The 13,031-nt window shown below is 64.8% G+C and carries 13 protein-coding genes; 9 read left to right on the forward strand and 4 right to left on the reverse strand.

Translation table 11 applies throughout. The annotated features are described in order from the left end of the window. Positions 1-18 precede the first annotated feature (18 nt). Entirely contained in the window at positions 19-915 is an 897-nt protein-coding gene (locus A6M56_RS13970; protein WP_102079769.1) for a metal-dependent hydrolase, read from the forward strand. Between the two features lie 63 nt (positions 916-978). Here the strand turns inward: A6M56_RS13970 and ppsR are convergent, their stop codons facing one another. Continuing rightward, entirely contained in the window at positions 979-1,842 is an 864-nt protein-coding gene (gene ppsR, locus A6M56_RS13975; RefSeq protein WP_045786768.1) for a posphoenolpyruvate synthetase regulatory kinase/phosphorylase PpsR, read from the reverse strand. A gap of 228 nt (positions 1,843-2,070) precedes the next feature. On the opposite strand from ppsR, the gene ppsA reads away from it, so the two are divergent. The 3 genes from ppsA (at position 2,071) to A6M56_RS13990 (ending at position 5,997) form a co-directional block, all read left to right on the forward strand. Continuing rightward, positions 2,071-4,458: a phosphoenolpyruvate synthase gene (gene ppsA / locus A6M56_RS13980; protein WP_045786769.1), complete on the forward strand. Its 2,388-nt coding sequence runs from the start codon at positions 2,071-2,073 to the stop codon at positions 4,456-4,458. 159 nt (positions 4,459-4,617) lie between these two features. Continuing rightward, entirely contained in the window at positions 4,618-5,043 is a 426-nt protein-coding gene (locus tag A6M56_RS13985; protein ID WP_045786770.1) for an NfeD family protein, read from the forward strand. Between the two features lie 75 nt (positions 5,044-5,118). Then, positions 5,119-5,997, forward strand: coding sequence for an SPFH domain-containing protein (locus A6M56_RS13990; RefSeq protein WP_373271732.1), 879 nt, complete (start codon positions 5,119-5,121; stop codon positions 5,995-5,997). Between the two features lie 29 nt (positions 5,998-6,026). On the opposite strand, the gene smpB is transcribed toward A6M56_RS13990, so the two are convergent. After that, positions 6,027-6,473 (reverse strand): SsrA-binding protein SmpB, encoded by a 447-nt coding sequence (gene smpB / locus A6M56_RS13995; protein ID WP_045786772.1) that lies wholly within the window; start codon positions 6,471-6,473, stop codon positions 6,027-6,029. Between the two features lie 133 nt (positions 6,474-6,606). On the opposite strand from smpB, the gene A6M56_RS14000 reads away from it, so the two are divergent. Together A6M56_RS14000 and A6M56_RS14005 are read left to right on the forward strand one after the other, a co-directional pair. Continuing rightward, positions 6,607-7,044 (forward strand): type II toxin-antitoxin system RatA family toxin, encoded by a 438-nt coding sequence (locus tag A6M56_RS14000; protein ID WP_045786773.1) that lies wholly within the window; start codon positions 6,607-6,609, stop codon positions 7,042-7,044. Beyond that, a complete protein-coding gene (locus A6M56_RS14005; RefSeq protein WP_102079771.1) occupies positions 7,031-7,384 on the forward strand; it encodes an RnfH family protein in 354 nt (117 codons plus the stop codon). Before A6M56_RS14000 ends, A6M56_RS14005 begins: the two co-directional genes overlap by 14 nt. 7 nt (positions 7,385-7,391) lie before the next feature. On the opposite strand, the gene A6M56_RS14010 is transcribed toward A6M56_RS14005, so the two are convergent. Together A6M56_RS14010 and A6M56_RS14015 are read right to left on the reverse strand one after the other, a co-directional pair. Next, positions 7,392-7,928 carry a DUF4124 domain-containing protein gene (locus tag A6M56_RS14010; protein ID WP_045786775.1) on the reverse strand — a complete coding sequence of 179 codons (537 nt, stop codon included), beginning with the start codon at positions 7,926-7,928 and terminating at the stop codon, positions 7,392-7,394. A 154-nt stretch (positions 7,929-8,082) separates the two neighbouring features. Then, on the reverse strand, positions 8,083-9,024 hold the full coding sequence (locus A6M56_RS14015) for a DMT family transporter (RefSeq protein WP_045786776.1): 942 nt from the start codon (positions 9,022-9,024) through the stop codon (positions 8,083-8,085). A 181-nt stretch (positions 9,025-9,205) separates the two neighbouring features. On the opposite strand from A6M56_RS14015, the gene guaB reads away from it, so the two are divergent. The 3 genes from guaB (at position 9,206) to guaA (ending at position 12,964) form a co-directional block, all read left to right on the forward strand. Next, positions 9,206-10,669, forward strand: coding sequence for an IMP dehydrogenase (gene guaB, locus A6M56_RS14020; RefSeq protein WP_045786777.1), 1,464 nt, complete (start codon positions 9,206-9,208; stop codon positions 10,667-10,669). A 122-nt stretch (positions 10,670-10,791) separates the two neighbouring features. Continuing rightward, positions 10,792-11,370 (forward strand): hypothetical protein, encoded by a 579-nt coding sequence (locus A6M56_RS14025; RefSeq protein ID WP_045786778.1) that lies wholly within the window; start codon positions 10,792-10,794, stop codon positions 11,368-11,370. After that, positions 11,345-12,964: a glutamine-hydrolyzing GMP synthase gene (gene guaA, locus A6M56_RS14030; protein WP_045786779.1), complete on the forward strand. Its 1,620-nt coding sequence runs from the start codon at positions 11,345-11,347 to the stop codon at positions 12,962-12,964. The genes A6M56_RS14025 and guaA overlap by 26 nt, the downstream gene beginning before the upstream one ends. Positions 12,965-13,031 lie beyond the last annotated feature (67 nt).

A 13,031-nucleotide genomic window follows, 5' to 3' on the forward strand; every position in this document is an offset into this window, starting at 1 on the left:
AACGACAGGAGACCCGCCATGACCGCGCCCGACTATTACATCAAGGCCCGCCACGTCCGCTTCGACTGGGCGAACACGCCCATCCAGTGGATTCCCGGCGACCCGTCCAGCACGCACATCATCAACATCCTCAACCTGCTGTTTCCCGCTGGGGAGTTGTGGTTCTGCCGCGTCTACAACAAGGCCCTGCCGTTGATTGCCGACACGAAGCTGCGCGCCGACGCGGAGGGCTTCCTGCGGCCGGAGGCCGTCCATTCGCGCTCGCATGGCGGTGTGCTTGCGCATTACTACAAGGACCACGGCATTGACACGCAACCCTTCACGCAACGGCTGGACTGGCTGTTCTCGAAGGTGCTCGGCGAACGGCCGCTCGGCCTGAGGATCGGCCACACCCGTTTCTGGTTGCGACAGCAGCTCGGCATCATCGCCGCGCTGGAGCACTTCTTCGGCTATCTCGGTAACTGGGTGCTCAACGCAAAGGGGCTGGATGCCGCCCACGCCGATCCGGTCATGCTCGACCTCCTGCGCTGGCACGGCGCCGAGGAAGTCGAGCACCGCACCGTGGCGTTCGACATCTTCCGCCACATGGGTGGGACGTACGCCGAGCGCTGCTTCCACATGCTGACCACGATCCTGCTGTTGCTGTATTTCCTCGTCACGGGCTTCCGCTTCATGTACAAGCGCGATCCGGGCGCGGGGCGCTTTCCCGGCTTCATCCGCGGATGGTGGCACGGCTCGCGGCGAGGCTGCCTGCCGTCGTTCTGGAAGATGCTGGGGGCGGCGCTGCGCTATTTCCGGCCGAGCTACACGCCGCATCACGAGGGCTCCACCGAGCAGGCACTGGCATATCTGGCGAGCTCGCCCGCGGCGCAAGCCGCTGCCCACGGTGGCAACTGGGTGCGCAACGGAGCCTGACCGGGCGCCGCAAAAGCAAAACGGCCGGTGCAATGCCGGCCGTCTTCCTCGGGAACGTCGCGTTCAGTAGTTGTTGTGCTCCATCTTGATGTCCTGCAGGATCGTCGTGGCAATTTCCTCGATGGACTTGTGCGTCGACGACAGCCACTTGATCCCCTCGCGCCGCATCAACGATTCCGCCTCGTTCACTTCATAGCGGCAGTTTTCCAGGGCCGCATATTTGCTGCCTGGGCGACGTTCGTTCCGGATTTCGGACAGGCGCTGCGGATCGATGGACAGGCCGAAGATCTTGCTCTTGTAGTCGTACAGCACCGAGGGCAGCTTGCCGCGCTCGAAATCGTCCGGGATGAGCGGGTAGTTGGCCGACTTCACGCCGTATTGCATCGCCAGGTAGAGGCTCGTCGGCGTCTTGCCGCTGCGCGAGACCCCCACCAGGATCACATCGGCCTCCGCCAGGTTCTTGTGTGACTGACCGTCATCGTGCGCAAGTGAAAAGTTGATTGCCTCGATGCGGTTCTTGTACGCCTCGGTATCGGCGTTCTGGTGGAAGCGGCCGATGGCGTGGGTCGACTTCAGGCCGAGTTCCTTCTCGAGCGGCTCGATGAAGGTCTGGAACATGTCCAGGATGGTGGCCTTGGCCCGATGGACGATCTCGTTGGCCTCCGCATCCACCAGCGTGGTGAAGACGATCGGCTTCACCCCTTCGGCGTGGAACGCCTCGTTGATCTTGGCGACTGCAACATGCGCCTTGTCGATCGTGTCGACAAACGGAATCCGCACCTGGCGGAACTTCATTTCAAACTGGGCCAGGATCGAATGGCTGAAGGTCTCAGCGGTGATCCCGGTGCCATCCGACACGATGAACACGGTGCGGACGGGCGCGCGGGCGGCAGCGGGGGTGCCAGATGAGGCGGCGAGGTCAGTCATTGAAAACGAGGGGTTTTTCCAGCACGCCGGCAGGAATTCGTGCTGCGGCACGGTAGAATAGCGGCGATCGTTTAGCTAAGCAATTCGGGTCCATCGGGCGCCAGACAATGCCAGAGCGGCCGTCGCGGCGTCGCTGCGGATGGCTTAGCCAAGCGATTCGTGCGGCCAGACGACAAGAACAAAGCCCGCGCGCATCCGACCGGTTTTTCACTTAGTTTAGGGGCTTGTATGACTAACCTGTCGCAAGACGGCGCCTATGTGCTGCCGTTCGAGCAATTGCGGATGACCGATGTCGAGGTCGTTGGCGGTAAGAACGCTTCGCTGGGCGAGATGATCTCCCAGCTGGACAGCGCCGGTGTGCGCGTTCCGGGCGGTTTTGCCACCACGGCGCTGGCGTTCCGCGATTTCCTTGCACACAACAACCTGACCGAGCGCATCTCCCAGCGCCTGGCCAGCCTCGACGTCGATGACGTCAAGGCGCTGGCCGCCGCCGGCAAGGAGATCCGCGAGTGGGTCGCCACCGCGCCGTTCCAGCCGCGCCTGGAGCAGGAGATCCGCGAGCACTACGAGCGCGTGTCCAAGCGCGAAGGTGCCGAGGCCTCCTTCGCGGTGCGTTCGTCCGCCACCGCCGAGGACTTGCCCGACGCGTCGTTCGCTGGCCAGCAGGAGAGCTATCTCAACGTGCTCGGTATCGACGATGTGCTCGACAAGATCAAGCACGTCTTCGCCTCGCTGTACAACGATCGCGCGATTTCGTACCGCGTCCACAAGGGCTTCGCCCACGACGTGGTGGCACTGTCGGCCGGTATCCAGCGCATGGTGCGTTCCGATTGCGGCGCTTCGGGCGTGATGTTCACGATCGATACCGAATCGGGTTTCCAGGATGTCGTTTTCATCACCTCCAGCTACGGCCTGGGCGAAACGGTGGTGCAGGGCGCCGTGAACCCGGACGAGTTCTACGTCTTCAAGCCGACGCTGGCGGCGGGCAAGTACCCGATCATCCGCCGCTCGATCGGCTCCAAGCTGATCAAGATGGAATTCACCGCGCCAGGCGAAGCCGGTCGTGTGAAGACCGTCGACGTGCCGGGTGAGCTGCGCAACCGCTACTCGATCACCGACGACGACGTAACGGAGCTGGCCAAGTACGCCGTCATCATCGAGAAGCACTACGGCCGCCCGATGGACATCGAGTGGGGCAAGGACGGCAAGGACGGCAAGATCTACATTCTGCAGGCCCGCCCCGAGACCGTGAAGAGCCAGGCTGCCGGCAAGGTCGAGCAGCGCTTCCGCCTAAAGGGTTCGGCACCGGTGCTCACCACCGGCCGCGCCATTGGCCAGAAGATCGGCACGGGCCCGGTGCGCGTGATCAACGATCCGGCCGAGATGGAACGCGTGCAGCCGGGCGACGTGCTCGTCGCCGACATGACCGACCCGAACTGGGAGCCGGTGATGAAGCGCGCCTCCGCCATCGTCACGAACCGTGGCGGCCGTACGTGCCACGCAGCCATCATCGCGCGTGAACTCGGCGTGCCGGCCGTGGTCGGCTGCGGCGATGCCACCGACGTGCTGAAGGACGGCACGCTGGTGACCGTTTCCTGCGCCGAAGGCGACGAAGGCAAGATCTACGACGGCCTGCTGGAAACCGAAGTGACCGAAGTGCAGCGGGGCGAAATGCCCACGATCAGCACGAAGATCATGATGAACGTCGGCAACCCGCAGCTGGCGTTCGATTTTTGCCAGATCCCGAATGGCGGCGTGGGCCTGGCCCGTCTGGAATTCATCATCAACAACAACATCGGCGTCCACCCGAAGGCGATTCTCGACTATCCCCAGGTCGACAGCGACCTGAAGAAGGCCGTGGAAAGCGTGGCCCGCGGCCATGCCAGCCCGCGCGCGTTCTACGTCGACAAGCTGGCCGAGGGCGTGGCGACGATTGCCGCCGCGTTCTATCCGAAGCCCGTCATCGTGCGCCTGTCGGACTTCAAGTCCAATGAGTACAAGAAGCTGATCGGCGGTTCGCGCTACGAGCCGGACGAAGAAAACCCGATGCTGGGCTTCCGTGGCGCCTCGCGCTACATCGCCGAGGACTTTGCCGAAGCGTTCGAGATGGAATGCCGCGCCATGAAGCGCGTGCGCGACGAGATGGGCCTGACCAACGTCGAGGTGATGGTCCCGTTTGTGCGCACGCTCGGCCAGGCCGAGAAGGTTGTCGAGCTGCTGGCCAAGTACGGCCTGAAGCGCGGCGAGAACGGCCTGCGCCTGATCATGATGTGCGAAGTGCCGTCCAACGCGATCCTGGCCGAGCAGTTCCTGCAGTACTTCGACGGCTTCTCGATCGGTTCGAACGACCTGACGCAGCTCACGCTGGGCCTGGACCGGGACTCCGGCATGGAGCTGCTGGCCAAGGATTTCGATGAGCGCGATCCGGCGGTCAAGTTCATGCTGCAGCGCGCGATCTCCACGGCGCTGTCGATGAACAAGTACGTCGGCATCTGCGGTCAGGGCCCGTCCGATCATCCGGATTTTGCCGAGTGGCTGGCCAAGGAAGGCATCTCGTCGATCTCGCTGAACCCGGATTCGGTGATCGAAACCTGGCAGAAGCTGGGCTCGGCCTGAGCTAGAGTGTTGTAAGACAAGGTGCGTATCCTTCGGGGTGCGCGCCAACAAGAACGCGAAGTGCCCGGCAGCGCGAGATGCTGGCGGGGGCCGAGCGACATGCCCCCGCAGACGTGCAGCGTCGCGGGGGCTTTTTTCTGGGATTCAGGGAGAGGGAGTATGTCGGCTCAGACCGTCTGGTTCGTGCTTGCCGTGCTGCTCGTCATCGGCGAGCTGATGACGGGGACGTTCTATCTGCTGATGGTCGCGATGGGCCTGGTGGCTGGCGGCCTGGCGGCGCTGTCCGGCCTGGCATTCCCCGCCCAGGCCGTGGTCGCGGCAATCGTCGCGGTGTTCGGCATCGTGGCGTTGCGGCGGTCCCGCTACGGCCGCATCCCGCGCGAAGATGCCGCTCGCAACCGCAACGTCAATCTGGATATCGGCGAGCTGCTGCGGGTCGATGCGTGGTCGCCCGAGCGCCGCGCGCGCGTGCAATACCGCGGTGCCGCCTGGGACGTTGAGTTGGCACCCGATGCAGCGGCGTCGGCCGGTGAATTCCGCATTGTTGAAGTCCGCGGCAACGTGCTTGTCGTTGCCCCCAAATAACAACCCACACGCCCAACCACGGAGGTTCTATGTTCGAGCTGGGGACTCGCGATCATCGTCCTGTTTGCGGCCATTGTGCTCATCGCGCAGGGCATCAAGATCGTGCCGCAGCAGCACGCCTGGATTCTGGAGCGCCTGGGCAAGTACCACGCAACGCTGTCGCCGGGGCTCAATATCGTGCTGCCGTTTGTCGACCGGGTCGCCTACAAGCACGTGCTCAAGGAAATCCCGCTCGACGTGCCGAGCCAGATCTGCATCACCAAGGACAACACGCAACTGCAGGTGGACGGCATCCTGTACTTCCAGGTGACCGACCCGATGCGGGCCTCGTACGGTTCGAGCAATTTCGTGATCGCTATCACGCAGCTCGCGCAGACGACCCTGCGCTCCGTGGTCGGCAAGCTCGAGCTCGACAAGACGTTCGAGGAGCGCGATTTCATCAATCACAGCGTGGTCAACGCGCTGGACGAGGCGGCCTCGAACTGGGGCGTGAAGGTGCTGCGCTATGAGATCAAGGATCTGACGCCGCCGAAGGAGATCCTGCACGCCATGCAGGCGCAGATCACGGCGGAGCGCGAAAAGCGTGCGCTGATCGCGGCATCGGAAGGGAAGCGCCAGGAGCAGATCAACCTGGCGTCCGGCGCGCGCGAGGCCGCGATCCAGAAGTCGGAAGGCGAGAAGCAGGCGGCCATCAACAAGGCGCAGGGCGAGGCGGCAGCCATTCTTGCCGTGGCCGAGGCCAACGCGCAGGCCATCCAGAAGATCGGTCAGGCGATCCGCACCGAAGGCGGTATCGACGCGGTCAACCTGAAGGTGGCGGAGGAGTATGTGAGCGCGTTCGGCAACCTGGCCAAGCAGGGCAACACGCTCATCGTGCCGGGCAACATGGGCGACCTGAGCACGATGATTGCGTCAGCATTGACGATCGTGAAGCAGCAGCGGCCCAGCGCCTGAAGCGCAGTGAAGGGAATGCGCGGGGCGGCTCAGGCCTTTTCGCGCATGAGGCGCGCCTTTTCGCGCTGCCAGTCGCGGTTCTTTTCGGTTTCGCGCTTGTCGAAGAGCTTTTTGCCCTTGGCCAGACCGATTTCGCACTTCACGCGGCCGCGCGTGTAGTGCAGGTTGAGCGGCACGAGCGTGTATCCGCGCTGCTCGACCTTGCCGATGAGCTTCTTGATCTCCTCGGCATGCAGCAGCAGCTTGCGGGTGCGCACGGGATCAGGCTTGACGTGGGTGGAGGCCGATTGCAAGGGGCTGATGTGGGCGCCGATCAGGAACAGCTCCGCATTGCGGATCACGACGTAGCCTTCCTTGATCTGCGCGCGGTTGGCGCGGATGGCCTTCACCTCCCAGCCCTCGAGTACGATGCCCGCCTCGTAGCGCTCTTCGATGAAGTAATCGAAAAAGGCTTTCTTGTTGTCGGCGATGGTCATACGTTGGAATGTGCGGTGGGCGCATCAGGAAAGCGGCTTCCATGTGCGCTGCGATAAAATGGCGAGTTTAACAAATCCGCCGCAAGTCCCGATCAGCAAGGGGCAAGCGGCGCGTAAAGCTTCCGGATGACGCATGGCAGACGTTGAAAAAACCGTGTTGATCGGCTACTCGGCCGAACAGATGTTCGACCTGGTGACCAACGTCAAGGACTATCCGAACTTCCTGCCGTGGTGCGGCGGGGTGGAAATCTACGAGCAGACCGAAACGTCGCTCGACGCGCGCGTGGACATCGCTTTCAAGGGCATCCACCAGTTCTTCCGCACGCGCAACACGCAAACACGGCCGACACGCATCGATATGACGTTCGCCGACGGGCCTTTCAAGGCCTTCACCGGTTTCTGGATTTTTACGCCGCTGCGCGCCGATGCCTGCAAGATCAACTTCCACCTGCATTACGAATTTTCCAGCGTGATCCTGGAAAAGCTGATCGGCCCGGTGTTCAGCATGATCGCCAACACCTTTGTCGATTCGTTCGTCAAGCGCGCCGAGACGGTCTATGGCGAATCCTGATTGCATCGACGTGATGGTCTGCCTGGCGACGGTCGTGCCGCCGAGGCTCGTCCATGTGCGGGTGCCTGCCCGCGCGACGGTGGCCGACGCGGTGCGCGCGTCCGGCCTGCTCAACGAATCGGAACTCGCATCGGACGCGTGCCGGCTGGCGGTCTACGGCAAGCGCACGACGCCCGATGCGCCGTTGCACGCGCGCGACCGCGTGGAAATCCTCGGGCCGCTGATTGCCGACCCGAAGACCGCGCGTCGCCGCCGCGTGCAGAAGGTGCGTGCCACGGGCACGCGCGAAGGACTGAAATGGCTGCGCAACGAGGCGCCCAAGGGCGACGTCGTGGAATGACGCGCGCTCAGCTGCAGTTCGCGCTGATCGCGGCCTGGTTGCGCTGAACCGCGGCGGCGCGCTGGTTGTCGTCCATGTACGCGATCGAGCCATCGGCCTGCGCGGTGCCGACGCGGCGACCTTCCTGCATATAGGCCGTCTCGTTGCGCAGCCGCTGGCATTCTGCCTGTTTGCGTTGTGCGGCTTCGGCCTGCCTGGCTTCCTCCTGTTCCTTCTTGGCCCGATCGGCCAGCCGCTTGCGCAGTTCTTCGTCGGGGTTGGGCGCGGCCACGGCAGAAGCCGGCTGGCCCGCCTTCGCCGTGGCGGTGTCGGCGGCCTTGGCGCTCGACGCCGCGGCGGGAAGTGCCTCATACGCCGTCGCCGTGCGGCTGTTCGGGTTGCGGATGATGCGGCTGGGTGGAACGGAGGGCGGCGGCGCGGCGTCGCTGTAGACCATCTGTCCCTTCTCGTCGCGCCATTGCCACGCCCACTGGGCAGAGGCGGCCGGGCAGGCGATGGCGATCAGGGTGGCAGCGGCAGGCAGCAAGACGTGCAGTCGTTTCATGGAGTTCTCGTTCGATGGACTGCCGGCGGCGCGCTGGCCGACCCGACGACGGCCCCACGGCGCGCACGGAGGCCGGTGGCGTGATCGCCACTCGATGATCCAGGCCGACGGCATGGCCCCGCCTGTTGACTCGCCCCCCGGCAAGGCGCCCAGTTTATGCAGACTTGTCTTCGGCGTGCAAGCGCACCGACCAGCCGACACCCACGATCAGCAGCGCGATGGCGGCAATCTCGAGCGGGCGCGGCCAGCGGCCGTCGTACACGAAGCCGTATGCCAGGGCGAACAGCGTCTCGAACACGATCATCTGGCCCGACAGCGTGAGCGGCAGGCGCCGTGACGCGACGTTCCACAGGTTGTTGCCGATCAGCGACGCCCCCAGGGCGACAGCCGCATTGACTACCCAGAACGTGGTCCAGACGCGCCCGCCGCCGCTGGCCCAGGCTGTGCCGGCCACCAGCAGCGCGATCACCGTCAATGCGGCCGACAGCACGCCGGTCGACATGCCGTACAGCGCCGACCATTCGTTGCCCGAGAAATGCGGATTGCGCTGCAGGTACCGGGCGTTGTCCACGGCGTACCACGTCCAACTGCACAGCGCGCCGACCGCGCACGCGATACCGGCAATGCGCTGCCATACCGGGCGGGCAGGATCGGCTGCCGCGGCCGCCTGCCCGAACACGTCGACATTGATGCAGACGATGCCGGCGGCCACCACGGCCAGCGGCCAGATCAGCCGGGAGAGGGGCGCGGCGCCGTGGTCGCCGCGGCCCAGCACCGTCACGGTAATGGGCAGGACGCCGATGATGAGCGATGCAGGCGCGACGCCGGCCAGTTGGACGGCAAAGGCTAGGAGGACGTAATAGACGAGGTTGCCTGCGCAGGACTGGCGCACCAGCGCGAGGCAATCGGCGCGGGTGAGTTTGCGGGCAATGCGCGCAAGCTGCGGCGCGGTGGCAATGATTGCGATGGCGCCGTAGGCGAGGTAGCGGCCGAGGGTCAGTTCCCACGGCGAGAACGCCGGCAGCGCCCGGGGCGCAATGAAGACCATGCCCCACATGGCCCCTGCCAGAAGGGCGCACAATACGCCAATTCCCATTTCGAAGACGCGCGGAGCCGGCACCCTCGCCATACGGGGCCTCCCCACAAGAGCGGCCACTGGCGGCGCAGGGCACCAATCGGTGCGTGCGCGAAGAAAAATTTATCGAGCATAGCACGGGTCTCTACAATCGTGGGGCGAATTCCCGTATAATCCGATTTTGCGCCTAGAGGAAATTGCTATGCGTCTTGTCCAGAAAGCACTCACGTTCGATGATGTGCTGCTCGTCCCGGCCTACTCGGCCGTCCTGCCCCGCGATACGTCTCTTCGCACCAAGCTCACCCGTTCAATCGAACTCGCCATTCCGCTCGTGTCCGCCGCCATGGATACGGTCACGGAAGCCCGGCTCGCCATCGCCATGGCGCAGCAAGGTGGCATCGGTATCGTCCACAAGAACCTGAAGCCGGAAGAACAGGCGCGCGAAGTCGCCAAGGTCAAGCGCTTTGAATCGGGCGTGCTGCGCGACCCGATCACCATCGGTCCGGACATGAAGATCCGCGACGTGATGGCGCTGTCGGCCCAGCACGGCATCTCGGGCTTCCCGGTGCTGGAAGGCAAGAAGGTGGTGGGCATCATCACCAACCGCGACCTGCGTTTCGAAGAGGAGCTGGACGCCCCGGTGCGCGCCAAGATGACGCCGGGCGAGAAGCTCGTCACCGTCAAGGAAGGCGCCTCGCTGGAAGAAGCCAAGCGCCTGATGAACAAGCACCGCCTGGAGCGTGTGCTGGTGGTGGGCGACGCTTTCGAGCTGCGCGGCCTCATCACCGTCAAGGATATCCAGAAGGCCACCGAATACCCGCTTGCCTCGAAGGACGAGCGGGGCTCGCTGCGTGTGGGCGCCGCGGTGGGCGTCGGGCCGGACAATGATCTGCGCGTCGAACTGCTGGTCAAGGCCGGCGTGGACGTGATTGTCGTCGACACGGCGCACGGCCACAGCCAGGGCGTGCTCAACCGCGTGCGCTGGATCAAGGACAACTACCCGCAAGTGCAGGTGATCGGCGGCAACATCGCCACGGCTGAAGCCGCCAAGGCGCTGGTCGACCACGGCGCGGATGGCGTCAAGGTGGGTATTGGCCCGGGCTCGATCTGCACGACCCGGATCGTTGCCGGCGTCGGCGTGCCGCAGATTACGGCGGTCTCCAACGTGGCCGAGGCGCTGAAGAACACCGGCGTGCCGCTCGTTGCCGACGGCGGGATCCGCTACTCGGGCGACGTCGCCAAGGCGCTCGCGGCCGGTGCGCACACCGTGATGATGGGCGGCATGTTCGCCGGCACGGAAGAAGCCCCGGGCGAGGTGTTCCTGTACCAGGGCCGCTCGTACAAGAGCTACCGCGGCATGGGCTCGGTGGGCGCCATGAAGGATGGCGCGGCCGACCGCTACTTCCAGGAAGACAACACCGCCAACGTCGACAAGCTCGTGCCGGAAGGCATCGAAGGCCGTGTGCCGTTCAAGGGTTCGGTGCTGCCGATCGTGCACCAGCTCACGGGCGGCATCCGCTCGTCGATGGGCTACTGCGGCTGCGCGTCGATTGCCGAATGGCACGAGAAGAGCCAGTTTGTCGAGATCACCGCCGCCGGCATGCGCGAATCGCACGTGCACGACGTGCAGATCACGAAGGAAGCGCCGAACTATCACCGCGACTGATCCGGTCGTCCACAAGATAGATGGCAAGCAGTACTGCCGCCGGGGCGCGCGGGCGCTCCGGCTGATCCATGGAATCAACCGGTGGCCGAGGCACGGGCGGCCGCCCGCAACTGGAGAGGATGATGAAAGCGCTTCTGCGAATCGTTCTGTTTCTGGATGCGGCTGTCGCACTGTGCGTCGGTCTCGTCCTGCTGGCCTCGCCGATGACATCGATCTTCGGCGCGCTGCAACTGCCGCAGCCGGATCCGGCCATGTATGGCCAGCTCCTCGGCGTTGTGCTGGTCGGCCTGGCATGGCTGCTGTGGTACGCCACCGTCAACGGGCAGCTCACCAGTGCCGTGGCGCAGGTGATCGGCCATGTGAACCTGGCCGTGGCCGTGCTCGTGATCGCGTGGCTGCTGTTCTTCCACCTGCCGGTGGAAGGTGCAGGACGCATCTGGCTGCCCACGTTTGCTGCCGTGCTGGCCGCATTCTCCGCCGTGCAGATTCCTGCGTCGCGCCGCGTGCGCACCAACGAGCGCGTGCGCGCGCAGAAGGCCAAGGAAGAGGCCTTTGCCGCCCGCGAACGAGAACGCGCAGAGAAAGTCCAGCGCAAAGAACCCGCTTACATGCCGCCGCCCGGCTACGGCCCCGGCACTGAAGTCGACACGATCGCCGATTCCCTCCCTCCACAACATGCACGACAAAGTCCTCATCCTTGATTTCGGCTCGCAGGTCACGCAACTGATCGCGCGGCGTGTGCGCGAAGCCCACGTCTACTGCGAAATCCATCCGAACGACGTGTCCGACGCCTTTGTGCGCGAGTTCGCGCCCAAGGCCATCATCCTGTCCGGCAGCCATGCCAGTACCTATGAAGACCACCAGCTGCGCGCGCCGCAAGCGGTGTGGGACCTGGGCGTGCCGGTGCTCGGCATCTGCTACGGCATGCAGACCATGGCCGTGCAACTGGGCGGCAAGGTGGAGTGGAGCGACCATCGCGAATTCGGCTATGCCGAGGTGCGCGCGCACGGCCACACCCGCCTGCTCAAGGACATCCAGGATTTCTCCACGCCCGAAGGCCACGGCATGCTCAAGGTGTGGATGAGCCACGGCGACAAGGTCACCGAACTGCCGCCGGGCTTCAAGCTGATGGCGTCCACGCCGAGTTGCCCGGTCGCCGGCATGGCTGACGAGGCGCGCGGCTACTACGCCGTGCAGTTCCACCCGGAAGTCACGCACACCGTGCAGGGCCGCGCGATGCTAGAGCGGTTCGTGCTGGAGATCGCCGGAGCAAAGCCCGACTGGATCATGCGCGACCACATCGAGGAAGCCGTCAAGGCGATCCGCGAACAGGTCGGCGATGAAGAGGTCATCCTGGGCCTGTCGGGCGGTGTGGATTCGTCGGTGGCGGCAGCCCTGATTCACCGCGCCATCGGCGATCAGCTGACCTGCGTGTTCGTCGACCACGGCCTGCTGCGGCTGGACGAAGGCAAGATGGTCATGGACATGTTCGCCGGCCGCCTGCACGCGAAGGTCGTGCACGTCGACGCGTCGGAGCAGTTCCTCGGCCATCTGGCCGGCGTGACCGATCCGGAAGCCAAGCGCAAGATCATCGGCCGCGAGTTCGTCGAGGTGTTCCAGGCCGAGGCCAAGAAGCTGACGAATGCCAAGTGGCTCGCCCAAGGCACGATCTACCCCGACGTGATCGAATCGGGCGGCGCCAAGACCAAGAAGGCCACGACCATCAAGAGCCACCACAACGTGGGCGGCCTGCCGGAAACGCTGGGTCTGAAGCTGCTCGAACCGCTGCGCGACCTGTTCAAGGACGAGGTGCGCGAGCTGGGCGTGGCGCTCGGCCTGCCGCACGAAATGGTGTATCGCCATCCGTTCCCGGGCCCGGGCCTGGGCGTGCGGATCCTGGGCGAGGTCAAGCGCGAATACGCCGACCTGCTGCGCCGTGCCGATGCGATCTTCATCGAAGAACTGCGCGGCACCAAGGCGACGGCGCAAGACGCCGCAGCGGGCCTGTGCGGCGAGGGCGATGTCGGCAAGAGCTGGTACGACCTGACGAGCCAGGCGTTTGCGGTGTTCCTGCCCGTCAAGTCCGTCGGCGTGATGGGCGATGGCCGCACGTACGACTATGTGACCGCGCTGCGCGCCGTGCAGACGACCGACTTCATGACCGCCCACTGGGCGCACCTGCCGTACGCGTTGCTGGGCCGGGTGTCGAACCGCATCATCAATGAAGTGCGCGGGCTGAACCGGGTCGTGTATGACGTGTCGGGCAAGCCGCCTGCGACGATCGAGTGGGAGTGAAACGAGTCCGTCGTGGACTGTCGCGAAACTGTCGTGACGTGTCGATTCGAGCGACGTTGCGTCACGA

It is taken from the genome of Ralstonia sp. RL, from assembly GCF_001683835.1.
GTDB classification, from domain to species: domain Bacteria; phylum Pseudomonadota; class Gammaproteobacteria; order Burkholderiales; family Burkholderiaceae; genus Ralstonia; species Ralstonia mannitolilytica.

Coding starts and splice junctions, on each gene's coding strand:
- A6M56_RS13970 (WP_102079769.1), top strand. CDS start 19: ATGACCGCGCCCGACTATTACATCAAGGCCCGCCACGTCCGCTTCGAC.
- ppsR (WP_045786768.1), bottom strand. CDS start 1,842: ATGACTGACCTCGCCGCCTCATCTGGCACCCCCGCTGCCGCCCGCGCG.
- ppsA (WP_045786769.1), top strand. CDS start 2,071: ATGACTAACCTGTCGCAAGACGGCGCCTATGTGCTGCCGTTCGAGCAA.
- A6M56_RS13985 (WP_045786770.1), top strand. CDS start 4,618: ATGTCGGCTCAGACCGTCTGGTTCGTGCTTGCCGTGCTGCTCGTCATC.
- smpB (WP_045786772.1), bottom strand. CDS start 6,473: ATGACCATCGCCGACAACAAGAAAGCCTTTTTCGATTACTTCATCGAA.
- A6M56_RS14000 (WP_045786773.1), top strand. CDS start 6,607: ATGGCAGACGTTGAAAAAACCGTGTTGATCGGCTACTCGGCCGAACAG.
- A6M56_RS14005 (WP_102079771.1), top strand. CDS start 7,031: ATGGCGAATCCTGATTGCATCGACGTGATGGTCTGCCTGGCGACGGTC.
- A6M56_RS14010 (WP_045786775.1), bottom strand. CDS start 7,928: ATGAAACGACTGCACGTCTTGCTGCCTGCCGCTGCCACCCTGATCGCC.
- A6M56_RS14015 (WP_045786776.1), bottom strand. CDS start 9,024: ATGGGAATTGGCGTATTGTGCGCCCTTCTGGCAGGGGCCATGTGGGGC.
- guaB (WP_045786777.1), top strand. CDS start 9,206: ATGCGTCTTGTCCAGAAAGCACTCACGTTCGATGATGTGCTGCTCGTC.
- A6M56_RS14025 (WP_045786778.1), top strand. CDS start 10,792: ATGAAAGCGCTTCTGCGAATCGTTCTGTTTCTGGATGCGGCTGTCGCA.
- guaA (WP_045786779.1), top strand. CDS start 11,345: ATGCACGACAAAGTCCTCATCCTTGATTTCGGCTCGCAGGTCACGCAA.